25 protein-coding genes are annotated in these 24,701 nt (G+C 59.4%); 6 read left to right on the top strand and 19 right to left on the bottom strand.

The window, feature by feature from the left end; genetic code table 11:
* Nucleotide 1: 1 nt before the first annotated feature.
* Nucleotides 2–670 (top strand): DUF502 domain-containing protein, encoded by a 669-nt coding sequence (locus AGR2A_RS11010; RefSeq protein WP_004442327.1) that lies wholly within the window; start codon nucleotides 2–4, stop codon nucleotides 668–670.
* Nucleotide 671: 1 nt separating this feature from the next.
* Here the strand turns inward: AGR2A_RS11010 and AGR2A_RS11005 are convergent, their stop codons facing one another.
* Genes AGR2A_RS11005 through recG form a run of 4 tightly spaced genes read right to left on the bottom strand, consistent with a single transcriptional unit; the run spans nucleotide 672 to nucleotide 3,754 of the window.
* A complete protein-coding gene (locus AGR2A_RS11005) occupies nucleotides 672–1,055 on the bottom strand; it encodes a type II toxin-antitoxin system VapC family toxin (protein ID WP_072494465.1) in 384 nt (127 codons plus the stop codon).
* Nucleotides 1,052–1,309, bottom strand: coding sequence for a type II toxin-antitoxin system Phd/YefM family antitoxin (locus AGR2A_RS11000; RefSeq protein ID WP_037092502.1), 258 nt, complete (start codon nucleotides 1,307–1,309; stop codon nucleotides 1,052–1,054). The genes AGR2A_RS11005 and AGR2A_RS11000 overlap by 4 nt, the downstream gene beginning before the upstream one ends.
* A 54-nt stretch (nucleotides 1,310–1,363) precedes the next feature.
* On the bottom strand, nucleotides 1,364–1,636 hold the full coding sequence (locus AGR2A_RS10995) for a hypothetical protein (protein ID WP_072494464.1): 273 nt from the start codon (nucleotides 1,634–1,636) through the stop codon (nucleotides 1,364–1,366).
* A gap of 12 nt (nucleotides 1,637–1,648) precedes the next feature.
* Nucleotides 1,649–3,754 carry an ATP-dependent DNA helicase RecG gene (gene recG, locus AGR2A_RS10990; protein WP_072494463.1) on the bottom strand — a complete coding sequence of 702 codons (2,106 nt, stop codon included), beginning with the start codon at nucleotides 3,752–3,754 and terminating at the stop codon, nucleotides 1,649–1,651.
* A 188-nt stretch (nucleotides 3,755–3,942) separates the two neighbouring features.
* Between recG and AGR2A_RS10985 the strand changes: the two genes are divergently transcribed.
* From AGR2A_RS10985 to AGR2A_RS10970, 3 genes are all read left to right on the top strand, one after another.
* A complete protein-coding gene (locus tag AGR2A_RS10985) occupies nucleotides 3,943–4,254 on the top strand; it encodes a succinate dehydrogenase assembly factor 2 (RefSeq protein ID WP_037092537.1) in 312 nt (103 codons plus the stop codon).
* 4 nt (nucleotides 4,255–4,258) lie between these two features.
* Nucleotides 4,259–7,756 (top strand): transcription-repair coupling factor, encoded by a 3,498-nt coding sequence (gene mfd, locus AGR2A_RS10980; protein ID WP_072494462.1) that lies wholly within the window; start codon nucleotides 4,259–4,261, stop codon nucleotides 7,754–7,756.
* 378 nt (nucleotides 7,757–8,134) lie between these two features.
* A complete protein-coding gene (locus AGR2A_RS10970) occupies nucleotides 8,135–8,479 on the top strand; it encodes a hypothetical protein (RefSeq protein ID WP_072494461.1) in 345 nt (114 codons plus the stop codon).
* A 55-nt stretch (nucleotides 8,480–8,534) separates the two neighbouring features.
* Here AGR2A_RS10970 and AGR2A_RS10965 read toward each other — a convergent pair whose 3' ends face one another.
* Genes AGR2A_RS10965 through AGR2A_RS10955 form a run of 3 tightly spaced genes read right to left on the bottom strand, consistent with a single transcriptional unit; the run spans nucleotide 8,535 to nucleotide 12,072 of the window.
* Nucleotides 8,535–9,467 (bottom strand): DMT family transporter, encoded by a 933-nt coding sequence (locus AGR2A_RS10965; protein ID WP_004442314.1) that lies wholly within the window; start codon nucleotides 9,465–9,467, stop codon nucleotides 8,535–8,537.
* 49 nt (nucleotides 9,468–9,516) lie between these two features.
* Nucleotides 9,517–10,185 (bottom strand): DsbA family oxidoreductase, encoded by a 669-nt coding sequence (locus tag AGR2A_RS10960; protein ID WP_072494460.1) that lies wholly within the window; start codon nucleotides 10,183–10,185, stop codon nucleotides 9,517–9,519.
* Between the two features lie 39 nt (nucleotides 10,186–10,224).
* Nucleotides 10,225–12,072, bottom strand: coding sequence for an extracellular solute-binding protein (locus AGR2A_RS10955; protein ID WP_072494459.1), 1,848 nt, complete (start codon nucleotides 12,070–12,072; stop codon nucleotides 10,225–10,227).
* 307 nt (nucleotides 12,073–12,379) lie between these two features.
* Here AGR2A_RS10955 and AGR2A_RS10950 point away from each other — a divergent pair, with 307 nt between their 5' ends.
* Nucleotides 12,380–13,036, top strand: a complete 657-nt coding sequence (locus tag AGR2A_RS10950; RefSeq protein WP_004442311.1) for an invasion associated locus B family protein — start codon at nucleotides 12,380–12,382, stop codon at nucleotides 13,034–13,036.
* Between the two features lie 102 nt (nucleotides 13,037–13,138).
* Here AGR2A_RS10950 and hspQ read toward each other — a convergent pair whose 3' ends face one another.
* The 4 genes from hspQ to AGR2A_RS10930 all read right to left on the bottom strand — a co-directional run bounded on the left by hspQ (nucleotide 13,139) and on the right by AGR2A_RS10930 (nucleotide 16,394).
* Nucleotides 13,139–13,468, bottom strand: a complete 330-nt coding sequence (gene hspQ, locus AGR2A_RS10945; RefSeq protein WP_004442310.1) for a heat shock protein HspQ — start codon at nucleotides 13,466–13,468, stop codon at nucleotides 13,139–13,141.
* Between the two features lie 87 nt (nucleotides 13,469–13,555).
* Entirely contained in the window at nucleotides 13,556–14,476 is a 921-nt protein-coding gene (locus tag AGR2A_RS10940) for a DMT family transporter (protein WP_072494458.1), read from the bottom strand.
* Nucleotides 14,477–14,575: 99 nt separating this feature from the next.
* Nucleotides 14,576–15,985 (bottom strand): type I glutamate--ammonia ligase, encoded by a 1,410-nt coding sequence (gene glnA, locus AGR2A_RS10935; RefSeq protein WP_004442307.1) that lies wholly within the window; start codon nucleotides 15,983–15,985, stop codon nucleotides 14,576–14,578.
* 70 nt (nucleotides 15,986–16,055) lie between these two features.
* Nucleotides 16,056–16,394, bottom strand: a complete 339-nt coding sequence (locus tag AGR2A_RS10930; protein WP_003515720.1) for a P-II family nitrogen regulator — start codon at nucleotides 16,392–16,394, stop codon at nucleotides 16,056–16,058.
* Between the two features lie 357 nt (nucleotides 16,395–16,751).
* Here AGR2A_RS10930 and AGR2A_RS10925 point away from each other — a divergent pair, with 357 nt between their 5' ends.
* A complete protein-coding gene (locus AGR2A_RS10925; protein WP_072494457.1) occupies nucleotides 16,752–18,227 on the top strand; it encodes a bifunctional ADP-dependent NAD(P)H-hydrate dehydratase/NAD(P)H-hydrate epimerase in 1,476 nt (491 codons plus the stop codon).
* 229 nt (nucleotides 18,228–18,456) lie between these two features.
* Here AGR2A_RS10925 and AGR2A_RS10920 read toward each other — a convergent pair whose 3' ends face one another.
* The 8 genes from AGR2A_RS10920 to AGR2A_RS10885 form a co-directional block, all read right to left on the bottom strand.
* On the bottom strand, nucleotides 18,457–18,867 hold the full coding sequence (locus tag AGR2A_RS10920; protein ID WP_080822896.1) for a hypothetical protein: 411 nt from the start codon (nucleotides 18,865–18,867) through the stop codon (nucleotides 18,457–18,459).
* A gap of 65 nt (nucleotides 18,868–18,932) precedes the next feature.
* On the bottom strand, nucleotides 18,933–19,724 hold the full coding sequence (locus AGR2A_RS10915; protein ID WP_080822895.1) for a DNA adenine methylase: 792 nt from the start codon (nucleotides 19,722–19,724) through the stop codon (nucleotides 18,933–18,935).
* 163 nt (nucleotides 19,725–19,887) lie between these two features.
* Nucleotides 19,888–20,889, bottom strand: a complete 1,002-nt coding sequence (locus AGR2A_RS10910) for a phage late control D family protein (protein ID WP_080822894.1) — start codon at nucleotides 20,887–20,889, stop codon at nucleotides 19,888–19,890.
* Between the two features lie 4 nt (nucleotides 20,890–20,893).
* Complete coding sequence (locus AGR2A_RS10905) at nucleotides 20,894–21,109, bottom strand: tail protein X (protein ID WP_080822893.1); 216 nt, start codon at nucleotides 21,107–21,109, stop codon at nucleotides 20,894–20,896.
* On the bottom strand, nucleotides 21,109–21,582 hold the full coding sequence (locus AGR2A_RS10900; protein ID WP_080822892.1) for a phage tail protein: 474 nt from the start codon (nucleotides 21,580–21,582) through the stop codon (nucleotides 21,109–21,111). Before AGR2A_RS10900 ends, AGR2A_RS10905 begins: the two co-directional genes overlap by 1 nt.
* Nucleotides 21,579–23,633 carry a phage tail tape measure protein gene (locus AGR2A_RS10895; protein WP_080822891.1) on the bottom strand — a complete coding sequence of 685 codons (2,055 nt, stop codon included), beginning with the start codon at nucleotides 23,631–23,633 and terminating at the stop codon, nucleotides 21,579–21,581. The genes AGR2A_RS10900 and AGR2A_RS10895 overlap by 4 nt, the downstream gene beginning before the upstream one ends.
* 167 nt (nucleotides 23,634–23,800) lie before the next feature.
* Nucleotides 23,801–24,292, bottom strand: coding sequence for a phage tail assembly protein (locus AGR2A_RS10890; RefSeq protein ID WP_080822890.1), 492 nt, complete (start codon nucleotides 24,290–24,292; stop codon nucleotides 23,801–23,803).
* A gap of 19 nt (nucleotides 24,293–24,311) precedes the next feature.
* Nucleotides 24,312–24,701, bottom strand: a 390-nt coding sequence (locus tag AGR2A_RS10885; RefSeq protein ID WP_080822889.1) for a phage major tail tube protein, incomplete at its 5' end; no start/stop codon positions are given.

Here is a 24,701-nt window from a genome sequence, read left to right as displayed (position 1 = left end):
AATGACCGACATTCCTCCCAAAATTTCCTTTGCGACACGGTTGCGCAACAGCTTCCTTACGGGCGTTCTGATCCTCGCACCCGTCACCATTACCATGTGGCTTGTGTGGAGCTTCCTGCAATGGGCGGATAGCTGGGTGAAGCCCTATATTCCCGCCCGTTACGATCCCGAGCAATATTTCGATGTGGCCATTCCCGGCTTCGGCCTGCTGATCGCTGTCATCGGCATCACCCTCATCGGCTTTCTCGGCAATAACCTGATCGGGAAATGGATTGTCGGCGTCGGTGAATCCATCCTCAACCGCATGCCGTTGGTGCGGCCGATCTATAAAAGCATCAAACAGCTTTTCGAATCCGTCCTGAAGGAGCACTCGAACTCCTTCAAGAAGGTTGGCCTGATCGAGTTCCCGTCGTCGGGCACATGGGCGATGGTGTTTGTGGCTTCCGAGGCAAAGGGCGAACTCGCCCATCGCTTCAACGAGATGGGCCAGCAGATGGTCGCCGTCTTCCTGCCGCCCACACCGGTGCCGACGGCGGGCTTCCTGCTGTTCGTGCCCAAGGACAAGATCGTGATGCTGGACATGACCCCAGAGGATGCGGCGAAGCTGCTGATCTCGGGTGGTCTTGTGGCGCCGGATTTCAAGCCGCCGAAGATGATCGCGCCGGTCTAATCTAGAGAACGCCCGGGATGTCCGTCTGCGAAAAGTCGTTACCGACATAAAGCAAACGGCAACCCTCTGTTTTCGCCAGCTCGTAGGCAAAGCAGTCGCCGAAATTTAGTCCGGCAGGATGAACGCCCTTGCCCCAAATGCGATAAGCTTCCGAAACGCCATGCGCCGATTTGGGGGTGACGGGCTTGATTTCGGCGCCCAGACCTTCGATCAGCATCTCTAGTTCCCGGCTACGGTCGCGCCGCTGCGCCACGATCATGGCCTCCGCAAGCGTCCCCGCTGAAATGAGCAGAGGTTCATCAGTTTCGAGCGCTGAGGCGCAGGCATCCGCTTCGGGTTCATCGAGCAGGATCGTCATCAGAGCCGACGTATCGATAACGATCATTTCGGAAGGCCGTGCTCGTCATAGAGAAAATCCTGACTATGTGCGGCATCCGGGCCATTATCGGCTTTGTTGGCGACAGTCGCGCGCACTTTTGCGAGCGCGGCGCTACGGGATGTTTTATCCGCCACGACGGTGACCGGAACCAGCCGCACGGCTGCGTGGCCATGACGGGTGAGAATGACCTCATCACCGGCTTCGGCGCGGCGCACCAGTTCGGTAAGCTGACTTTTTGCATCAGTCACGGATATCTGCACGGCTAACCTCGGGCGTTAAAGTTAGCGTTATATTAGTCCATTCAATGGACCATATCAATCCTCGTCGTCCAGATCATCCACGTCTGTTCCTGTAGTCGTGGCGTGGAACACAGGCACGAAGAGCCGCATATAGACCAGCCTCACGCTCCAGCCTTCTTCCAGCGCCCGGCTCCATGCCTTTTTGCGGCCGGGCTTCTTGAACGCCTTGCCAATCGCCTTCTTCTCGCTCTTCGCAAATGTTTCGGGCCGGAGGATATTCTGCGGCGAGCAGAGCGCGTAGCCCTTGCGGAAGGCGGGTGGCGGGCGGCGCGGGTCGATCATGTTCATGGGTGTTCTCTTTCAGCCGGCGTGCAGGAAACGAATCGCTTCGTCGCGGCGGTGCAGGTAGAGGAGGGTGCGCAGGCTCTCGCCGCGTGGACCTATCAGTTCCGGGTCGCGCTCGATGACGTAGGCTGCGTCCTTGCGGGCAATTTCGAGAAGATCGGCGTGGGCCTCAAGGCTGGCGATGCGGAAGCCAGGCGTGCCTGATTGACGCGTGCCGAGCAATTCGCCTTCGCCGCGCAGCTTCAAATCTTCCTCGGCGATCAGGAAGCCGTCCTCGCTGTCGCGCAGGATGGAGAGCCGCGCGCGGCCGTTTTCGCTGAGCGGGCCCTTGTAGAGCAGGATACAGGTGGAGGCCTCGTCGCCGCGTCCGACGCGGCCTCGCAGCTGGTGCAGCTGGGCGAGGCCGAAACGTTCGGCGTGTTCGATGACCATGATGGTGGCATCTGGCACATCGACGCCGACCTCGACCACCGTAGTTGCCACCAGCAGGCGGGTTTCGCCGTTCTTGAAGGCGAGCATGGCGGCGTCCTTCTCCGGGCCGCTCATACGCCCGTGAATGAGGCCGATGTTGGCGCCGAGCATCTGCGAGAGAACTGCGTGGCGCTCTTCTGCCGACATGAGGTCGGACTCCTCCGTCTCCTCCACCAGCGGGCAAATCCAGTAGGCTTTTTTGCCGTCCTTCAGCGCTGCGCGCAGCCGCTCAACAATATCGCCGATGCGTTCGGTGGGGATCGTCACCGTCTGGATGGGTTTGCGGCCCGCCGGTTTTTCGGTGAGCTTGGAGACATCCATGTCCCCGAAGGCGGTCAGTACCAGCGTGCGTGGAATGGGCGTGGCGGTCATGACAAGCATATGCGGCGTGATGCCCTTGGCGGTGAGGCGCAGGCGCTGATGCACGCCGAAACGGTGTTGTTCATCCACCACGGCCAGCACAAGGTTTTTATAGGTGACGCTGTCCTGGAACAGCGCATGGGTGCCGATGACGATCTGCGCTTCGCCCGAGGCCACGCGCTCCTCGATCTCGCGGCGCTCCTTGCCCTTGGTGCGGCCGGTCAGCACCTCCACCGTGAGGCCCACGGCCTGCGCGAGTTTGGAAATGGTGGCGTAATGCTGACGGGCGAGGATTTCGGTCGGCGCCATCAGCACCGCCTGTCCGCCGGCTTCCACCGCCGTCGCCATGGCCATCAGCGCCACCAGCGTCTTTCCGGCGCCGACATCGCCCTGCAACAGCCGCAACATGCGGTCTTCGCCGGCCATGTCGGTCAGGATATCCTTGACGGCGGCGCTCTGGCTTGCCGTCAGCGAGAAGGGCAGTTGCGCGAGGATTTTGGCGGCGATATCGCCCTTGGCGCGGATCGGCTGGCCCGCCACCTTGCGCAGCCGCTGGCGCACCAGCGCCAGTGACAGCTGTCCGGCGAGGAATTCGTCATAGGCGAGCCGTCGGCGCGCCGGGGCTTGCGGTTCGATATCGGCGCTGTCGCGCGGGTCGTGGAGTTCGCGGAAGCTGGATGCCACGTCACCGAAGCCCTGCCGGGTCTTGAGCGTCTCATCGATCCATTCCGGGAAAACCGGCAGCTTCGAGAGCCCGCCTTCGATCGCCTTGCGCAACACCTTGGCGGAAAGGCCGGCGGTCATGGGATAAACCGCTTCCACAAGGGGCAGATTTTCCGCCTCGGAAAGCTTCACCATGAAATCCGGGTGCACCATGGAGGCTCGTCCGTTGAACCAGTCCACCTTGCCGCTGACAAGAACCTCTTCATCGACGGGCAGGGCCTTGGACAGCCAGTCGCCCTTGGCGCGAAAGAAGGTCAGCGCCAGTTCGCCGGTCTCGTCATGCAGGAAGACGCGATAGGGCGCGTTGCGGTTACCCGGCGGTGGCGGCTGATGGCGGTCGACACGTCCCTGAATGGTGACAATGGCGCCGGGTGCTGCAAGCGCGATGCCGGGACGGTTGCGGCGGTCGATGACGTTGGAGGGCGCATGGAACAAAAGGTCGATAACGCGCGTATCGTCCGCATTGTCCCGTCCCAGAAGTTTCGCCAGGAGATCGGCGAGCTTCGGCCCCACGCCGGCAAGGGTGGAGACGGAGGCAAACAGCGGATCGAGAATGGCCGGGCGCATGGCCAGCAAAATCGGGGAAGGGGACGGCTTATGCAAGACTTCGCAGGTCACAAAGGCGGGTTATCACCGGCAGATTTTCGTGGCCGTGGTATTATTTCGATAAAAACCGGTTCCCAAGCGTTCGCCTCCTGTTCTATAGGAGGTCGCGATCAACGTGCTGTTGAATGGTCAACCGAAAGGTGAATGCGATGACTGGACTGGTGCGCACGAGTGCCGACCTCGATCCGAGACGCCGGCGGATACTTTACCGCTGCTGGCACCGCGGCATTCGCGAGATGGACCTCGTTCTCGGGCAATTCGCGGAAGACAATATCGCGCTGCTTTCCGATGACCAGCTCGATGAGCTTGAAGTCATCATGGCGGAAGAGGATAACGACCTCGTCAAGATGGTGACGGGGGCGCTTGCCATTCCTGAAAAGTTCCAGACCCCCCTGTTCATGAAGATCGCCTCCTATCGTCCCGATTTCGATCTCGTCACCGCAGACAATGTGAAAGCCTGAAACCATGATAGCCGGATTCGATGCAAAGCTGGTGTCGTCGGCCGATACGCCGCTGAGCATCGGAAACGTGCCCGCAGGCATGGAGGCGCTGCTGCTTGCCGAGATGGCGCGCGCAGGCACCTCGGTTGCCTATGTGATGTCGGATGGCCAGCGCATCGCCGATCTCGAACAAATTCTCGGCTTTGTTGCGCCCGATATTCCGGTCATGACGCTGCCGGCCTGGGACTGCCTTCCCTATGACCGCGTGTCACCAAGCGCCGACACGTCGGCGCGTCGCCTGGCGGCGCTTGCCGGTCTCATCAGCCACGCGAAGAAACCGCATCCGGCCATCGTGCTGGTCACCGTCAACGCCATGCTGCAGAAGATGGCCCCGCGCGACATCATCGAAAGCCTTGGTTTCTCTGCCAGACCCGGCAACCAGATCCGCATGGAGGATATTGCCGCGCGGCTGGAGCGCAACGGTTTCGACCGGGTTGCGACGGTGCGTGAGGTGGGCGAGTTCGCCGTGCGCGGCGGTATTCTCGATGTTTTCGTGCCGGGCACCGAGGAGCCTGTGCGGCTCGATTTCTTCGGCGATACGCTGGAGAGCATCCGTACCTTCGATCCGGCCAGCCAGCGGACCATCGGCCAGGCGCGCTCGCTCGATCTGAACCCCATGAGCGAAGTGACGCTGACGCCCGATACGATCAGCCGGTTTCGTAAGAATTACCTCTCGCTGTTCGGTGCGGCGACGCGTGACGATGCGCTTTATCAGGCCGTTTCCGAGGGCCGCCGTTATGCCGGCATGGAGCACTGGCTGCCGCTGTTTTACGAGAAGCTGGAGACCGCCTTCGATTATCTGAAGGGGTTCCGCATCGTCACCGATCACACGGCACGCGAGGCGGCCAAGGAGCGCTCCAAGCTGGTGCTCGATTATTACGAGGCGCGGCGTGCTTCCGGCGAGACGAAGGGATCGACGCAGGGTGCGCCCTACAAGCCCGTGTCTCCCGGCCAGCTTTATCTCAACGGCAAGGATTTCGACACGGCCCTTTCTGCCGTCAATGCGGTGCGTCTGACGCCCTTCAATGAGCAGGATAGCGAGGGAAGACCCGTCGCCACGCTGGACGCGCATGTCGGCCCGCGCTGGGCGCGGCAGCCAACCGAAGGCGAAAGCGAAGAGCGGGTCAATGTCTTTGCCCTGGCTGTGAAACACATAGCCGAGCGCCGCGCCAAGGGCTGGAAGGTGCTGATAACAGGCTGGTCGGAAGGCTCGCTCGACCGGTTGCTGCAGGTGCTGAACGAACACGGGCTTGAGAAGATCAAGCCGGTTACCTCGCTAAAAGAGGTGGAGAAGCTTGGCAAAGGCGAGGCCGCCTCCGCGGTGCTGAGCCTTGAAGCCGGTTTCGAAACCGGGAATCTTGCCGTTATCGGCGAGCAGGACATTCTCGGCGACCGCATGGTGCGGCGCTCCAAGCGCCGCAAGCGCGGTGCGGATTTCATTTCGGAAGTGGCTGGTCTGGACGAGGGCTCGCTCGTCGTTCATGCCGAACACGGCATTGGTCGTTTTGTCGGCCTGCAGACCATCGAGGCGGCGGGCGCACCGCGCGCCTGTCTCGAACTGCACTATGCCGATGACGCCAAGCTGTTTTTGCCGGTTGAAAACATCGATCTCCTCTCGCGTTATGGCTCGGACGCGGCAGAGGCAACGCTCGACAAGCTCGGCGGCGGCGCATGGCAGATGCGCAAGGCCAAGCTCAAGAAGCGCCTGCTCGACATGGCCGATGAGCTTATCCGCATCGCAGCGGCGCGTCTCGTGCGCCATGCGCCGGAACTCATTGCGCCGGACGGGCTCTATGATGAGTTTGCTGCCCGTTTCCCCTACGACGAAACCGAGGACCAGCTGAACGCCATCGAGGCGGTGCGGGAGGATCTCGCGGCCGGCCGGCCGATGGACCGTCTCATCTGCGGCGACGTTGGCTTCGGCAAGACCGAAGTGGCCCTGCGCGCCGCCTTCCTTGCCGCCATGAATGGTGTGCAGGTGGCTGTCGTGGTGCCGACCACGCTGCTCGCCCGCCAGCATTTCCGGACTTTCTCGGAGCGTTTCCGCGGATTGCCCATCCGCGTGCAGCAGGCTTCCCGTCTAGTCGGCTCCAAGGAACTGGCGCTGACCAAAAAGGAAGTTGCCGATGGCAAGACCGACATCGTGGTCGGCACGCATGCGCTGCTCGGTGCGGGCATCAGTTTTGCCAATCTCGGCCTGCTCATCATCGACGAAGAGCAGCATTTCGGCGTGAAGCACAAGGAGCGGCTGAAGGAGCTGAAGAGTGACGTCCACGTCTTGACGCTGTCGGCGACGCCCATTCCGCGCACCTTGCAGCTCGCCATGACCGGGGTTCGCGAACTGTCGCTCATCACCACCCCGCCTGTCGATCGCATGGCGGTGCGCACCTTCATCTCGCCGTTTGACCCGCTCGTCATTCGCGAGACGCTGATGCGTGAGCATTATCGCGGCGGCCAGAGTTTCTACGTCTGCCCGCGGCTTGCCGATCTCGCCGGTATCCACGCCTTCCTGCAATCGGATGTGCCGGAACTGAAGGTGGCGGTGGCGCACGGCCAGATGGCGGCGGGCGAGCTGGAAGACATCATGAACGCCTTCTACGACGGCAAATATGATGTGTTGCTGTCAACCACCATCGTCGAATCCGGCCTTGACGTGCCGACCGCCAATACGCTGATCGTGCATCGCGCCGATATGTTCGGTCTTGCCCAGCTTTACCAGCTGCGCGGCCGCGTTGGCCGCTCCAAGGTGCGCGCCTTTGCGCTCTTCACCCTGCCGGTCAACAAGGTGCTGACCACGACTGCCGAGCGCCGGCTTAAGGTGCTGCAATCGCTCGATACGCTCGGTGCCGGCTTCCAGCTGGCAAGCCACGATCTTGATATTCGCGGTGCGGGCAATCTACTCGGCGAGGAACAATCCGGCCATATCAAGGAAGTCGGTTTCGAGCTTTATCAGCAGATGCTGGAAGAGGCTGTCGCCGAAGTGAAGGGTGACGAGCAGGTGCAGGATAGCGGTTGGTCGCCGCAGATTTCGGTCGGCACATCCGTCATGATCCCGGAAGATTACGTTCCCGATCTGCATCTTCGCATGGGCCTTTACCGCCGGCTTGGCGAGCTTGCCGATATCAGCGAGATCGACGGTTTCGGCGCTGAAATGATCGACCGTTTCGGCCCGCTGCCGAAAGAAGTGCAGCATCTTCTCAAGATCGTCTACATCAAGTCTCTCTGCCGCATTGCCAATGTCGAGAAGCTGGATGCCGGGCCGAAGGGCGTTGTCGTTCAATTCCGCAACAAGGAATTCCCGAACCCGGCGGCGCTTGTCGGTTACATTGGCAAGCAGGGATCGATGGCGAAGATCCGTCCCGATCACAGCCTGTTCCTCAACCGCGATCTGCCGACGCCGGAAAAGCGGCTGACGGGTGCGGCGATGATCATGACGCAGCTGGCGGAGCTGGCTCGGTCGTAGATTTGAGCCTTTGGGGGGTGTCGGTGGGTGTGGCTTTACCCCCTCTGCTCTGCCGGGCATCTCCCCCACAGGTGGGGAGATCGATATGCGGCAAGGTTTTGCCAATATCAACGTTAGAGAATGAAGTGGTGACAGTGCGTCTTGCCGATCTCCCTCCTTGTGGGGGAGATGCCCGGCAGGGCAGAGGGGGGTAAACCACACCCATCTTTGGCTCATTATCCATTAGCCAATCCCTCGAAAACTCCACTCACTGCCTTCAGCGAAAATTACCGCGATGTAACGAAACGGACATCTACCGGTATTCTTCGCAGGCGTAATCTTTCCCTCATACCCGATGCGGCGGATCGTAACCCCGCCGGGTGATGAAGGAGCAGGACGATGTGGACCAATATCAACATATTTGCCACCGCTGGTCTGGTTGCCTTGACAATTGCAGGCACCACAATTGCCACCACCAGCCAGGCGGAAGCGCGCAATAACTTCGGCCGCGGCCTTGCCGCCGGTATTGCCGGCACGATCATTGGCGGAGCGCTGATTGCGGGTGCAAGACACCCGGGCTACGCCTACGGCCCCGCCTATTACGCGCCTGCTTATGGTCCGCCCGTCTATGCTGCGCCGGCTTATGGCCCGCCGGTCGTTTATGAACCCGTCTATCCCCGCTGCCATGTAGCCTGGAGGCAGAACGCCTGGGGCGACATGTATCGGGTCAGGGTTTGCGATTGATTGAACGCCGGACCGGCGGTGCCTGAAGCGCCGCCGGTTTTTTCGCTCTCTGTGGCTAGTGACTGTCTTCCGGCGTAATACCGACAGCCACGTTCTGGTCTGTCGCGGCGATGGAGGCGGGCAATGGCACCTTTCTCTGTTTCTCGCGGAGCAGTGTCAGCAGGCCGGAGCCGACGATGAGGGCGATGCCGATCAACATCCAGCCGTCGATACGATCGCCAAAAATCAGATAACCGAACAGGATGGCCCAGAGCATCTGGCTATATTGCGTCGGGCCGATCATGGCGGCGGGCGCATATTGGGCGGCGTACATGACCAGAATGTTGCCAAGCGCGCCGAGCAGGCCGTATCCTGCCAGCAGCAGCCATTGTTCGCCACCCGGCATGACGAAGCTCGGCACCATGGCAACGCCGCTGATGACGAGACAGCCCAGCACGCCCGCACCATAAAGCGAAACATTCTTTTCCGATGGGCCCATGGCGCGGAAGATCACGATGCTGAGCGCGCCGCTGAAGCCGGCGATGATGGCGCCCAGATGGCCTATGCCCAGTTCACGGAATCCGGGCCGCAGGATGATGAGCACACCCAGAAAACCGATGATGACGGCCGACCAGCGGCGAATGCCCACCTGTTCCTTGAGAAACATCACCGACATGATGGTGACGAAGGACGGAAGCAGAAAGATCAGCGCGAAAGCTTCCGCCATGGAAAGATGGGTAAAGGCAGTCACGCTGCCGACAGCGCCGGTGCCGGCCGAAAAAAAGCGGATGATCCAGAGCGGCCGGTTGGTTGTTTTCACCACATCCAGCCAGCTGTCGTTGCGTTTGCGGATGAAGGGCAGGGCGACGAGGCCGAACAGGGCCCCGAAGAAGGCCGATTCTATGGGAGAAATCTGACCTTCAATGAGTTTAACGCTGGCATCGCTCCAGGCATAGGCAGCGAAGGCTGCAAAGGCGAGCAGAATGCCTTTCAGGGTCTGGTCGGACACGGAAACACCGGCAAAATGGAGTTGTTGAAAACCGCCGGTAATTTGACCGTCAGTTCATCGATCTATGCTCGTCCGCCTTGATTTTTGCAATATCCCGCAATGCAGCAATCAGGACATCGGGTGTTTGTGCACCGCTTATGGCGTATTTCTGGTCGATGATGAAAAAGGGCACGCCGGCGACACCCATCTGCTGGGCGGCATCGATTTCAGCGACGACCGTATCCTTGTCCGCGTCCGAAGCCAGCAGCCGCTCGACGACTTTCGCATCCATGCCGGCCTTTGCGGCAACGTCGATCAGCACGGTGTGATCACCGATATTGCGGCCTTCCTCGAAATTGGCCTTGAACAGGCCGGTCACGATGCGTTCCTGGACGTCGCGGCCTTCGGAATGGGCCCAGAGCGACAGGCGATGGGCATCGAGCGTGTTCGGCCCGATCTTGATCGCGTCGAAATCGTAGGTAATGCCGACTTCCCTGCCGAGCTGAACCAACGTGGCATGGGCCTGTTCCAGACGCTCCTTGCCGAGCTTTTCCTCGAGAGCGGCTTTCTGGTCGACTCCTTCCGGCGGATAGTCCGGGTTGAGGCGGTAGGGACGCCAGTTCACGTCGACGCTGATTTCATCCTGCACCTCGGCAATGGCAAGATCGAGCCGGGCCTTGCCGAGATAACACCACGGGCAGACCATGTCCGATACGACGTCAACAACGATGCGTTCCATGGCTGATGTTCCTTATATGATAGACATGACGGTGGCAGGTTATTGCGCCCGCGCGTCCCACCAGGTCTGTTTCTGATTGCCCTGTATTGGAGTGATATCCGGGCGGTCGATATATTTCCAGCGGGCGACCCATTGGGCGCCGATATAATAGAGCGGAATGATATAATGTCCGGCCACAAGCAGGCGGTCATAAGCGCGCACGGCCGCCTGGAAATCTTCCGTCGAGCGGGCCTGCAACAGCGCCTCTATCATCCGGTCTATATCGGGATTGGCAACACCTGCATAGTTGAAGCTGCCCTGCGCATCACGCGAGAGTGAGTTCCAGCGGTTCAGCTGCTCCATGCCGGGCGAAAGCGACGAGGGCAGGGAGCGGATGATCATGTCGTAATCGAAGCTGTTCGAGCGCGACTGGTATTGCCCGTCATCAACCGAGCGAATGCCCATGGCGACGCCGATCAGGTTCAGCGAACGCTGATAGGCCAGCGCGATACGCTCCTGCGCCGGGTTCTGCGTCATGATTTCGAAAGCGAGCTGGCGGCCATTGGCATCGGACATCCTGCCGTTCTTGATGCTGTAGCCAGCCTCTTTCAGCTTGTCGACGGCCATTTTCAGAACCTTGCGGTCGGCGCCCGTGCCGTCCGTGGTCGGCAGCGCATAGGTGCCGGCCAGAAGCTCCGGCGGCATGGACTTTGCCGCGTCACCGAGCAGCGCCAGCTCGCGCGCGTCGGCGGCGTTGCCATAGGCGCCGAGCGGCGAGTTCTGCCAGTAGCTCTGCGTCCGCTTGAAGGAGCCGCCGAGGATGTTTTTGTTCATCCACTCGAAATCGAAGGCATAGGTAAGGCCTTCGCGTACCTTCTCGTCAGCGAAGACGGCGCGGCGGGTGTTGAAAACGAGACCGAACATGCCGGTCGGCAGGCGCGGCTGGAACACGTCCTTGACGATATCGCCGCGATGCACGGCGGGGAAATTATAGGCCTGTCCCCAGTGGGAGGTATCGGACGTGCCATTGATGGCATCGCCTTCCGGGTAGATGTCGATATCGCCCTTCTTGAGGGCCTCGAACATGGTCGTGACCTGAAGGAAATAGGTGATGCTGATCTCGTCGTAATTATCGAAACCGACTTTGCCGGGAATGTCCTTGCCCCAGTAGTCGGGGTTTCTCTCCCAGATGATTCGTTCACCCGGGCGCAGCGTCTTGATTCGGTAAGGGCCGGAGCCGACAACCGCACCGAGGCCCGCCTGCTCGAATTTTTCCGGATCGGTCGCGTGTTTCGGCAGGATCGGCGTTGAAGAGGCGAGGATGAGAGGCGTTTCGCGATTCGCCTTTTCGTTGAAGGTGAAGCGCACGCTGTGTTCGCCGGTCTTCTCCATCTTGGCTACGCCGTCGAGACGGCTGTTGAATGGCGGGCGGCCCTTTTCCTTCAGGAGATTGAAGGTGAAGATCACGTCATCAGGCGTTACCGGCTCGCCATCCGACCATTTCGCCTTGGGGTTGATGTTGAACTGAACGAAGCTGCGCTCGTCGTCCCACTCCACGGTTTCGGCGAGCAGCCCATAGAGGCTGAAGGGCTCGTCGCTGGAGCGAGACATCAGAGGCTCGTAAAGAAGATTGCCGAATTCCGGATCCCAGACGCCGCGGGCGGTGGTGCGCATTCCCTTGAGAACGAAGGGGTTCAGGCTGTCGAAGGTGCCGACCACGCCATAAGAAATGCGGCCGCCTTTCTTCACGTCCGGATTGACATAAGGAAGGTGTGAAAAATCTGCGGGAAGCGCTGGCGTGCCATGCATCGAGATGGCGTGCAGCGGTTGCGCTACCGCACTCCCGACGGGAAGCAGGGATGATCCCAAAAGAAACAATGCGGGGATGAGGGCCGCAAGGTTGCGCATGTCACTGTCCTGTCTCAACTGTCCGTCCGATGTGCGTCAGGACCGTTTATCATCATGATTCTGGCAGATATGTAGCACACGGACATTGCATGACCCATGCAAGCGCGGGAAATCTTGGCTCCGCTCAAGAAAAAGTTAAAGAAGTGCTGGATATCGCCGCGAACGGCATGTAACAGGGGGACCGGAAGAGACGGGTCACGCATTTGCCTCATTTAAACGACAGTTGAACGGGCAGAAGGATACCGCCATCGACGAACAGGACCTTGAGCGGTTCTGTTCTGGCAGACATTCAGGAGACGGAACTCTTATGATGCACAAGGCAAACACATTCACCCGGACGGCTCTGTCCGCTCTGGTCCTCTCTCTCGGCGCTGTGTCCGCTCCGGCCATCTCGCAGGCGCAGGATGCTGCTCCGGCTGCTCAGGGCGCTGGCGCTCCGCCGCTCGGCTGGTTCAAGACCTGCTCCAAGCAGGAAGACAACGATGTCTGCGTTGTGCAGAACGTGGTTCTCGCCCAGAACGGCCAGATGATCACGGCCGTTGGCCTCATCACCGTTGAAGGCAAGGTCAACCGCAAGCTGCTGCAGGTTTCCGTTCCGACCGCGCGTCTCATTCCTCCGGGTGTGATGATGCAGATCGATGGCGGCAAGGGTCAGAAGCTCGATTACGCCGTTTGCCTTCCCGACAAGTGCACGGCTGAAGTGCCGCTGACGGACGCCATGATCGCTTCGCTGAAGAAGGGTAGCGAGGTGGTCTTCACCTCCATCAACTTCCGCCGCGCGCCGAACCCCATCAAGATCGCGCTTTCCGGTTTCACCGGCGCTTATGACGGCCCGGCAATCACCCAGTCGCAGCTGGCCGAAAGCCAGCGCAGCCTGCAGGAAGGCATGCAGAAGAAGGCGGAAGAAGCTCGCAAGAAGCTCGAAGCTGCGCAGGACGCTGCCAAGGGCGCGCCGAAGCCCTGATTGCCGCGCAAGCTTGAAAAAAACAGAAAACCGGTCTGGCGACAGACCGGTTTTTTTATGCGTGTTTGATATCCATGGGAGGAGGGAGATGCTTGGCGGGCGTCAGTGCGCCGTGGACATTTTCGGGCGCCATTCGCCGTTCGGCGCCTTGTCAAAGATGCGGCCGATATTGGGATTTCGGAGCGGCGTCTCGTTTTCGTCGTGGACGAGGTTCTGTTCGGAAACATAGGCGACATATTCCGTCTCCTCGTTTTCGGCGAGAAGATGATAGAAGGGCTGGTCGCGTTCCGGCCTGATTTCCGCGGGAATGGCGTTCCACCATTCCTCGGTATTGGCATATTCCGGGTCCACGTCGATTACCACACCGCGGAACGGAAACACCTTGTGGCGAACGATCTCACCAAGCGTGAATTTTGCGTTTCTTTGTTTCATGGCATGTACTTCCTTTCCCAATACTAGTTGGTATCGGAACGCGAAATATCAAGACCTGGCGCTTTGACGCCGCTCTGCCATTCGTGTTCAGCGCCCTTTGCCGATCGGCGCGGTGGCGATGATGACGCCGCCGGTGACCAATACGATGCCGATGGCATGATAGGTCTCGAAGGATTCGCCGAGAAACACCGTCGCCATGAGGATCGAGACCGGCGGCATCATGTACAGCGTAATTCCCGCCGTGGCGGGACCGAAAACGCGCACCGTGTGGGTAAAGCAATAAAAGGCCAGAAGTGAGGCGAACAGGATGATGCCGCCGATCTTTGCCCATGCAACAGGCGTGGCAGGCAGCATGCCGCCCTGTGCCAGTTCCAGTGCTGCCGGCGGCAGAAGGACAAGCGCGCCGGAAAAAGCAATCAGTCCGAAGAGACTGAAGGACGCCATCTGCCGCGCCGCCGGATCGCGCAGCAGCACGGAATAGATCGCAAAGGCAATGGCCGCGGTCAAAATTGCAAAGTCGCCGATGTTGAAATTCATGTGCCGGAGAGCGGAGATATCGCCCTTGAGCACGATGGCGGCGACGCCGGCGAAGGCGATAATCATGCCCGCCACTTCAAGCTTGCGGATCGGCCGGCCCTGAAAGATGCGCTGGAACAGGATGATGAACAGCGAGGAGGTGGTGTAGATCAGCGTGCCGTTGGCGGCCGTGGTCATGGTGAGGCCCCAATAGACCACGCCGCCGCAGATGCCCATGCCGAGAATGCCGAGGACGAGCCAGAGCAGCGTCTTGTGCCGCACGAAAGCAAGGCAGTTGCGCCAGTCGGCGATCATGAAGGGCGCGATGATGAGCGTCGAGCCGATCCAGCGGATGAAGGCGGCGATGAAAGGCGAGACCTCACCGACGACGCCGCGGCCGAAAACGACGTTGCTGGCGAAAAAGAAGGGAACGGCCAGAAAGATGAGCCAGTCCGTGAGGCGGGTTTGCTGCGTGGCTGGCGTGTTCGGCATTCTTCACGGTCAGGGTTGAACTTCAAAAGAAAACGGCGGCTTTCCGGGGAAAACCGCCGCGATGAATGGAGCGCCCCGGTGGAGCGCCCGCAGGGCCGATCAGGCCGAGTAGTACATGTCGAATTCGACCGGGTGAGGGGTCATTTCGAAACGCATGACTTCCTGCATCTTCAGTTCGATGAAGCTATCGATCTGGTCGTCGTCAAACACGCCGCCTGCGGTCAGGAACTTGCGGTCCTTGTCGAGGCTTTCCAGCGCTTCACGCAGCGAACCGCAGACGGTCGGGATCTTCTTCAGTTCCTTGGCAGGAAGGTCGTAAAGGTCCTTGTCCATCGGCTTGCCGGGATGGATCTTGTTCTTGATGCCGTCGAGGCCGGCCATCAGCATGGCCGCAAAACCGAGATAGGGGTTCTGGGTCGGGTCCGGGAAGCGGACTTCGACGCGCTTTGCCTTCGGGTTGGAGCCGAAGGGGATACGGCAGGAGGCGGAACGGTTGCGCGCGGAGTAAGCGAGCAGAACCGGCGCTTCATAACCCGGCACCAGACGCTTGTAGGAGTTGGTGGTGGGGTTGGTGAAGGCGTTGATCGCCTTGGCATGCTTGATGATGCCGCCGATGTAGTACAGGCAGGTTTCGGAAAGACCGGCATATTCATCGCCTGCGAAGGTCGGCTTGCCGCCCTTCCAGATCGACTGGTGAACGTGCATGCCCGAGCCGTTGTCGCCGAAGATCGGCTTCGGCATGAAGGTTGCCGTCTTGCCATAGGCATTGGCGACCTGGTGCACAACGTACTTGTAGATCTGCATCTTGTCGGCGCTGGAGACCAGCGTGTCGAACTTCACGCCCAGCTCGTGCTGTGCGGCAGCCACTTCGTGGTGATGCTTTTCAACGACGACGCCCATTTCGGCGAGAACCGTCAGCATTTCGGAGCGCATGTCCTGCAGGCTGTCGATCGGCGGAACCGGGAAATAACCGCCCTTGACGCGCGGACGGTGGCCGAGGTTGCCGGTCTCGTAGTCGGTGTCGTCATTGGACGGCAGTTCGGACGAATCGAGCTTGAAGCCGGTGTTGTAGGGATCTGCCTTGTATTTCACATCGTCGAAGACGAAGAATTCAGGCTCGGGACCGACGAAAACCGTGTCGCCGATACCTGATGCCTTGAGGTAGGCTTCGGCCTTCTTGGCGGTGCCGCGCGGGTCGCGGTTATAGGCTTCGCCCGAGACCGGGTCGAGAATATCGCAAAGGACGACCAGGGTGGACTGGGCGAAGAACGGGTCGACATGGGCGGTGGCCGGATCTGGCATCAGCACCATGTCGGACTCGTTGATGGCCTTCCAGCCGGCGATCGAGGAGCCGTCGAACATGACGCCGTCGGCGAACATGTCTTCGTCGACGCATACCACGTCCATGGTGACGTGCTGCAGCTTGCCCTTGGGGTCGGTAAAGCGCAGGTCCACGAACTTGATGTCGTTATCCTTGATCTGCTTCAAGATATCGTTTGCGGTCGTCATTTAAACTTTTCCTTGAGTGTGATGATGACGAGGTGAAAACCCAAGCCTCCCCGGCTCGGGACTTTTTTAATTATATGGCGTCCACGCCTGTTTCACCGGTACGGATGCGGATGACTTCCTCGACATTGGAAACGAAAATCTTTCCGTCGCCGATGCGTCCGGTCTGCGCCGCATTGCGGATCGCCTCGATGACGGCTTCCGCATTCTCATCCGCCAATACGACTTCGACTTTCACTTTCGGCAAAAAGTCCACGACGTACTCTGCACCGCGGTAGAGTTCCGTGTGGCCTTTCTGACGACCAAAGCCTTTTGCTTCCGTGACCGTGATTCCCTGAAGTCCGACTTCCTGAAGGGCTTCCTTCACTTCGTCGAGCTTGAAAGGCTTAATGATCGCTTCGATCTTTTTCATGAGAAAATATCTCTCCGCTTCTCCCGTTAAAGCAGGTAACTCCCGCTCTGCCACAAGAATGCACGTATTGTGCCAGATCGGAAGCGGGCTTGAAGAAAAAACTTCGCCCCGCGGCCTTTCCCGCACAAAATGCATTCGCTTTTCGCGGTTCTACCGGCAATTCGTCACTAGAATCCGAAAAATCCATCAGCATTTCTGCGGTTTTCTTTAATATTAGAAATTTTTAAAATTCGATTATGCTGTGGTCGCGGGTTGAGCTATTGCACATATTATATGCATTTGAGTATTTTTTGGTCTCCGAATTTTGCTTATTTTTGTATCGATTGCCTTTCCTGCGTTTTGAAGGAATGATGTGGCATGACCTCCATTTCCGAGTTCCTCCTTATCGACCCGGCTGTGATGGCGCGCATCGATGCGGCAGCCGGCCAATCCGGCATCCCGCTTTACGATTTGATGGAGCGTGCGGGGCAGGCGGTGGCTGCTTCGGCGCTTCGGCATTACCCGCAGGCGCTGCGCTTCGTCGTCCTGTGCGGCAGCGGGAATAACGGAGGTGACGGTTATGTTGCGGCGCGGGCGCTGGCGCAAAGCGGCGCTAAAGTCGAGGTCCATCATCTCGGCGATATCGGCCTTCTCAAGGGGGATGCACGCGTGGCCTTGGAGCGGAGCGGCGTGACGCCGCTGCCGCTTGATGCCTATACGCCTCTTTCCGGCGACGTGGTGATCGACGCCGTGTTCGGAGCCGGGCTGTCCCGCGATGTTCCGCCGGAGCTAGTCCGGCTGATCGAGGCGGTCATGCAGGCGAAGGTGCCGGTTCTTGCCGTGGATCTGCCCTCGGGGCTTTGCGGCCGGCGTGGCGTGGCGCTTGGCGCATCGTTCAGGGCGGAGCGCACGATCACCTTCATGGCGCGCAAGCCGGGTCATCTGCTGATGCCGGGGCGGGAGCTTTGCGGAGCGCTGGAGGTTTTCGATATCGGCATACCGTTGCGTATCCTGGAGGCTCATAGGGGATCGGTGGCGGAAAACGATCCGTTTGTCTGGCGGGATGCCTTGCCGCGCGCCGGTATGGAGACCCATAAATTCCGCAGGGGGCACCTGACGGTCTTCTCGGGCCCCGCCCATGCGACGGGTGCTAGCCGCATGACCGCGCTTTCAGCGCTGAAGGCGGGGGCGGGGATCGTTACTGTCGCAGCGCCGAAAGCGGCGCTCGACGTGCTGTCTGTCACATTGACGGCCGTTATGAACGTTCCGATGGACAATGCCGACGATCTACGCGTGTGGCTTGACGATGAGCGCCACGGCGCCTTCGTTCTCGGCCCGGGCTTCGGCGATCTCGAAAAGGCGCGGCAATTCGTGTCGCTGCTTGGCGACAAGTCGGTGGTGCTGGATGCCGATGCGATCACGGCCTTCAGGGATGATACGGATGTCCTGTTCGAGCGTATCACTTCCGGTGCGGGCAAATTCGTGCTGACACCGCATGAGGGCGAGTTCGCCCGGCTGTTTGCCGATCTGGCGGCCGATGGGAGGCTGAGCAAGATCGAGAAGGCGCAGGTCGCTGCGGCGCGCAGCGGCGCGGTTCTGGTCTATAAGGGTGCGGACACGGTGATCGCTTCGCCCGATGGCCGGGCGCTGGTCAATACGAACGCGCCGGCGAGCCTTGCGACGGCGGGATCGGGTGACGTTCTGGCCGGTATCATCGGCGCGCTATTGGCGCAGGGTGCACCTGCCTTCGAAGCGGCTGCAGCCGGGGTCTGGATGCATGGCGAGGCGGGCGACAGAGCGGGCGCCGGCATGACGGCGGAGGACCTCGCCCATGCGGTTCGGCCGTTTGGGTGAATTGGTCTGATTTGCTGGCTGCTCGCTGAACCTGCGATCTTACCACAGTTCCATCATCCGCACTTCGTCACCCCGGACTGGATACGGGGGCCAGCGCGATCAGGTCCTTGATCGCGAAATACTCTTCTCACGGCGCAGACGCGCGGTGGCTGGATGCCGGATTTAGTTGTAGCGCGCAAAATCGAATGGCGCGAAGCGCAACATCAGTTGGCAACAAAAACCGCTCTCATCATGGCGCTCCGCCAAACATCGGTTTGAGGTTTACGGCGTCCGCAGGCTCATAGGTCCATCGCCATTTATCGTCCAGTGCTTTCGCGGTCGTTGCAGCGATTTCATTCCGTGCAGGCTCGGAGTAGAGCGTCAGCTTGTTCGCGTAAGTTTTAGCGGTCTCGTCTGGCACGGCCGTCAAGGTTTCTGCGATGAACTCCTCGACCTCGGTTTTCTCAACCTTCCTGCCTTCGTCAAAGAAGGTGTAGGTGTGGCCGAGGTAACGGGCGACAACCACCGCGACCTCCCTTGTTGCGTGAGGCATGCGACGCCGGCGCACCCCGGTGCCACCAAAGCCATTTCTGAAAGTCCTCGGTACTACCGCCAAGGCGACGGCGACATCCTTTTCCAGATCGTCCAAACCCTGAGCCATGCTCGCCTCCCATAATGCGAAGACGCGGCCGGTTGACCGCGTCCTCCGCTGCGCTACGCGTGTATCTATCGGCTGATGATGACTTCTTTAACGGCCTTCTGGTTCCGGCCTGATATCGAATAAGTGCAATTGACCTCTTCGATCTTAAAGCTTTTGAAGGTCTCGTAGACCTCTGGAACGGCATTCAAAGACAGTATGAAGCGGCCTTTAATGCGGCCTAAAGCCTCCGCCATCTCAGCGAATTCATCTCGCCCGAAGACGCCAGAGCCATAGTCCATCTCGTTTCCGAAGTACGGCGGATCAAGATAGAAGAGCGTTTCCGAGCGGTCGTAACGTTCGATGAAGCGCCGCCAAGGCAACTGCTCGATGATGACACCGGCCATTCGCTCGTGGATCGCCTCCAGTTGCGGAGCGAGCTTCAGGAGATTGAAGCGAGCACCCTGCATGGTAACGCCGAAGTTCTGCCCGGCAACTTTTCCGCCAAAAGCCGTTCTCTGGAGATAGAGGAACCGCGCTGCCCTTTCCAAATCGGTCAACGTGGAAGGGTCGGTGCGAGACAGCCGATCAAATTCGCGCCGGCTCGTAACCTGATATCGCAGGGTCTCCATGAACTGCGGATAGTGCCGCTGTAATATCCTGAAGAGGTTTGCGACATCACCGCTGATGTCGTTGATGACCTCCATGCGGGGCTGAAGATTTCTTCGGAGGAAGACACCACCCATGCCGACAAACGCCTCGCCATAGATTTCGTGCGGCGTCTCGTTGATGCGGGCGATGATGGCTTTCGCCAAAACGCGTTTTCCACCGATATAAGGAGCTGCGGGGGCGGCCGGAGCCACCGGCATCAGATTCACCATTTCAAATATCTCTCGACTCAGTCACAGCAAATCCGCCCTGCAGGGTACGGGTGTGACAGTTATCGAATTGCGCTGTCAGACGGGTTAGGTCGCCAAACTTTGGCCCGTCGCTTGGGGTGTTTCAGCACCCCGGCCACCCGGTCTAGCCGGAGGCGAACGCTGGTTATGTGTCCTTTGCGGCGATCTCGACGCTCATCAGCCATCCGCCGCTTTCATCGAAGGTGAAGGTATGAGAGATGGTGCCAGCGCTGAGGGCGCTGCCTGCCCATTGGCCGAAACCGGGTAGCGAAAGCGGCGCTCCCGCCATTGCGTCCACGTCGCCCTCGATCGTAAGACTGCCGGCAATGGTTGCCCGCGCCAGATCGGTCGCCTGCGTTTTGCTGCGAACCTTGGCTTCACCTGAAGATGGCGCTGGATGAAGGTCCGAAGTCCGGGAGGTCTTGCCCTTGCCGCTGGTCTCCTCCTCAACCCACGCGCCGGCGTCCTCATCGAAATAGGCAGTCGCTACGGTTCCATACTTGGGCCGGCCCTCCGATGTCAGGCCAGCGTCAAAGACGACATCAGGAGATATGACGATCGTCGGCAGCGCGTTTCCGGTTGCAGTTCTGCCCGAAGATTTCGCCGTCACGATCCACTTTCCGCCGGCAAGCTTCAGGGAGCCGCCAACCTCGTCTGCGAGCGCCTGCCCGAAGCCGATCGCGGATTGATTCAGTCTCAGGCGATATGGGATTTTAATGTTCGCAATCTCGCGATCGACCACCGCCGACTTTCCGGCCTCAGACGCAAGTTTCTCGAATATCTTGCCGGCGGTCGTGTCCTCATAATGCTCCAGGTCGGCAGACTTGTCGGCTTCCACAAAGTCGGCCGACCTCGCCGTAATGGTCATAGTCCACGCATCTCCGGCAGACTTGTTGAGGCCGGAATTCTGATAGGTGAAGACACCTGCGTTCCGCAAGCGTTGTTCGGCCCATCCATACTCCAAGACGTAACGCGTGCCTTCTGGCGGCGGTGCAGGAAACGGCGGAGCGACAACAAACGTGATCTCCAGTTCATCAGCCTCGCCGCCCTCGTTATCGGTGTAGGTGACGCTTTCGAGCAGAGTTTTCCATTTCGGAATCAGGTCGTTTCCGGACTGCCCCGTGATGCGAACGATCGGCGTTTTCATGACCTTACTCCCAAGCCAGAGTGAAGTCTGCGTTCCGGGCCGGAGCGAAATCTTCCGGCACGATAATGGTCGTACCTGCCGGAACTACCGCTGAAGCGAGAAGCGCGAGGCCGGGATTTGCCGTCAACAATGCCTCAACGGTGCCTTCACGCTCGGTTTGAAGGACCTTCTTAGCAATGCGATCGAGACGTTCTCCGCCATAGGGAACCACGTATTGCATCAGAACGCACCTCCTAGAATATCCCCGAGGCTTGCAACACCGACTGAAGAAAACGGGGTCGATTCCGGCAGGATGATAAGGCCCATGGTTACGTCGAGTTGTCGGCCGACGCCGTCAATCGGATGCAGACGCTCTTCGTCATAGTCGAGCGTTTCTATGACGCAGAGGCCGAGGGCTTCTCCGAGGTAATTTCCGCGCAGGCGAATGAACGGCACGATGGACTGGCGACGATGGTGTGCTTTCAGGATGGCGACCGAATCCAGACCACCGAAAACATGAGGAAAGGTCATGGCCTCGATCGTCACCAGCTCGGCATCCGGACCGGTTGCCTGATACTTCAAACCGCCCTGTACGGGATGGGCTGGAAAGCGCGCTGAAGACGAGTAGCTGACACGCTGCGGGTTCATCCCGATCGTGCACAGCCTCGCGCCTCCGATCGATATGAGTGCGCCGTTTTCAACAAAGATGCTCATGCCAGCCTCGGGCCGAGGTCATAGAACGAGCGCGAGCGCGCTTGTTCGATCGCACGTGATTGTTCCCGCCGGGCCTTCACTGCGGCAAGCTTAGCATTCGGCGTTGTGATGTTCTGCGTCAGCCGAACGTTGCTAGATTGCTGCAACGAAGAGTGCTTCTCGCCGGCGGGCGCTGGTGCCGGGGCCGCTGCGGGGGGGACATAATTCGGTGCAATGGTTGGCGCGACGGTGAAATCCAAGGCCGACCGGATGCGATCGGCGATGATCTGGGCTTCGGAGGCGGCTTTGTCACCTTCAGCAGCAAGTGCCTCATTGTAACCTTGCATCGATTTCTGTGCTGCGCCGGACAGATCGGTTGAGAGCGGCTTCTCAATAGGGACAGGGATGGCTCCGGTGCTCTTTCCAAGATCGCCGTTCGACTGCGCACGTCTGGCCGATTCCAGCTCCTGTTTAAGCTGCATGATCTCCTCAACAAGAAGCAATTTTGCTGAGGAGAAAATGTCCACGTCGCCTTTTGGAGCGGGGATCGCAGCCAACTTCTTTTGACGATCGGCCAGATAGGCTTCCAACTCGCCTATGTCGGTTTCCTTGAGACGCTGGCGCTCGGTGTGGGCATCCTCTTCTCGGGCATAAGCCGGATTTACCCTGCGGGCGAACCAGTCTTTGAAAGGACTGGAAACACTGTCCCACCACTGACCGACACCAGTTCCGGCGTCTGACAACGCCGCGTCACGTCGATCAGCGCGCTCCTTTGGCAAGGTTCTCAGGAATTCGTAGTCTTCATCCACCGTTCCTGCTGAGTTGTCTCGAATCTCCTTCAGAAACTCATTGTATTTTTCTCGGAAGTTAATGAGTGGAAGAAGCGCCTGTTTGGCCTGCATGTCACCAAACAGCTCGCCGATACGAAACTCATCGCCGTTCGTTAACTCCATCACGGTGTCGACCAGGTCGAGCATGTAGGGCGTGCCGTTCTTTTCCGAACGCTTCTTGATCGCTTCGATATCGACACCCTTTTCATCGAAGTTCTTAACCGTATCCGGCGACGACAACTTCGCGAGGATGTTTTCGAGATTGGTGGATGCCTGATCCTGCGTGCCGGCACCCATGCGGACTATCTGAGCCAAAGCAACAAGCTCGGCCGTCGCGTCGAGGCCGGTGCGACCGGTGCCAGCGTAAAGCGTGGCGAGTTTCGGAAAGTTTTTTGCCATAGCGTCGACCTCGAAAGAGCCGAGCTTGGTACCCTTCGCCATCATATCAAGAGCGGCGGGAACTTCAGTGTCTTTAACCCTCAGGTTCTGCTGGAGCGCGATAACGGCACTCCCGATCGTCTCGCCAGTACTGTCACCAGCCTTGGCCGCTTTCAATGTTGGATCAAGAATTGCCTCTTGTTGGTCAAGCCCAACGCCGGCGGCCGCGTAAGTTTTACGAGCTGCATTCACCTGAGGTGCCTCAACGCCGTACCGGAGCGAAAGGGTCGAGTTGGACTTTCCGATCTTTTCGATAGCCTCTGGCGTCCGCGTTTCGGCCGTAACAGCCACAGAGGCGATTTCCCGGTTTAGGTCCCGGAACTTCGAAGCCATCTGTTCAAGCCCGCGAACAATGTTGTCGACGGATGCGAACGCAACCAAGCCCGCAAACGCACTGGAGGCGCTCGCCCCCATCAAAGACAGGGTGTTGTTCAGCCGGCCTGCGGGAGCCGCCATCTTTTCGAAATTGTTGCCGTTAAAGCGACCGATATCCCGCATCTTGTCGTGCGCGTGCCTCACGCCGACTGCAGCACTTCTACCGGCCTTGTCCAGCGCCTGAAGATTGCGTACGGCAGGACCGGTATTAACGTTGCCGAGTTTACGCGCCTCCCGGTTCAGATTGCTAACAGACTTCTCGCCGCGATCAGCTTCACGCCGGATATCGCGGAGACCCGCATCAAGTTTCCCGCCCTTGACTTGCCCGAGCTTCTTCGCCTCGTCGCCAAGTTCATGAAGATCACGTTTGACGACCTTCGCCTCGCGTGAAAACTGATTTTGAAGGCGAAGGCGAAGCGAAACGTCCATTGATTACTTCCGGGCTAGGAGGCTGGCCAACAGGCCGAAACTTTCGTTGTGAATTCGCCGCGCTTCATGGTTCCAAAGAAGAACATCGTCCCACCACATATCTTCGACGGCGTTTATCGGTGTCTTCAGGTAGGCCGAAATGTGCGCCACATATGTACGCCAGCGCCTCAGGTCTCCGTTGAGGCGCTCTCCGCTTTCAGAACGCGGGGCAAAAAATCGTATGCCGCGTCGACAACTGCGTTGCCGTCCTCGTCAATCAAACCTCGGAGGATCGGCGCGGGCAATCCGGTCATTTCCGCATAGATATCGAAAGTTGAGAAAGAGGCGGCAGCGGCACGTCGTATGAAGGCATCGACTTGCCCCAAAGTCAGGCGTCGCACCTTCACTTCTTTGACTACCCGACCATTCAGCCGGAAAGGGTATTTCAGTGGAACCGATATTTGATGTGAAGCATCAACGAACTCCAGTTCGGCCACATCAGTGATATCTTCCGGCGGGTTCGCCGGGAGGCCCGCATTCGCTTCGCCGGCGGCCGCCGCAATGTCGCCCCACAATTCGCGGGGCGGAAGCGGAATTTCTTCGAATTTCACGTCGCTGGGGTCCGACTTGGACTGAGGGACCGCCACACGGGCGGTCAAAGTGTCGTCGCTTTTCTGCATGTATGATGCCCTTTGGCTATCATGCCGAGATCAGATTGTTGAACTCGGCCGTGTAATTCACACCGTTGATGATCAGGGTGTTGTTCTGGATGTCGAACTTGTGGATGACTTTGCCATCCATCATGTCCTGATAGAGAACGATGGAAGACCACCGGAGCCGCGTGGCCGCCGTCGACTTCTGACCCTTAACGCCTCCCTGCTCGAAGCTGTTGAGCAGGCCTTTGAGGATAACGGTGCGGCCCTTCAACTGAGGCGAAGCTGATGCATTGGCCTCACCCGTGGAGTTGGCCGGAAATACATTGAGCAGCGCCTCGTAATAGGCGATCGTCGTCCAGTCGCCGGGTTCCCGACCGAAACGGGTCTTCAGGTCCTCGTGGACGCCGTTGACGCTCATCTCGCAAGTGAGGGG

It is taken from the genome of Agrobacterium genomosp. 2 str. CFBP 5494, from assembly GCF_900013495.1.
Classification (GTDB): domain Bacteria; phylum Pseudomonadota; class Alphaproteobacteria; order Rhizobiales; family Rhizobiaceae; genus Agrobacterium; species Agrobacterium pusense.
Note: the sequence above shows the minus strand (reverse complement) of the source record. Positions and strands in the feature narration are given on the sequence as shown.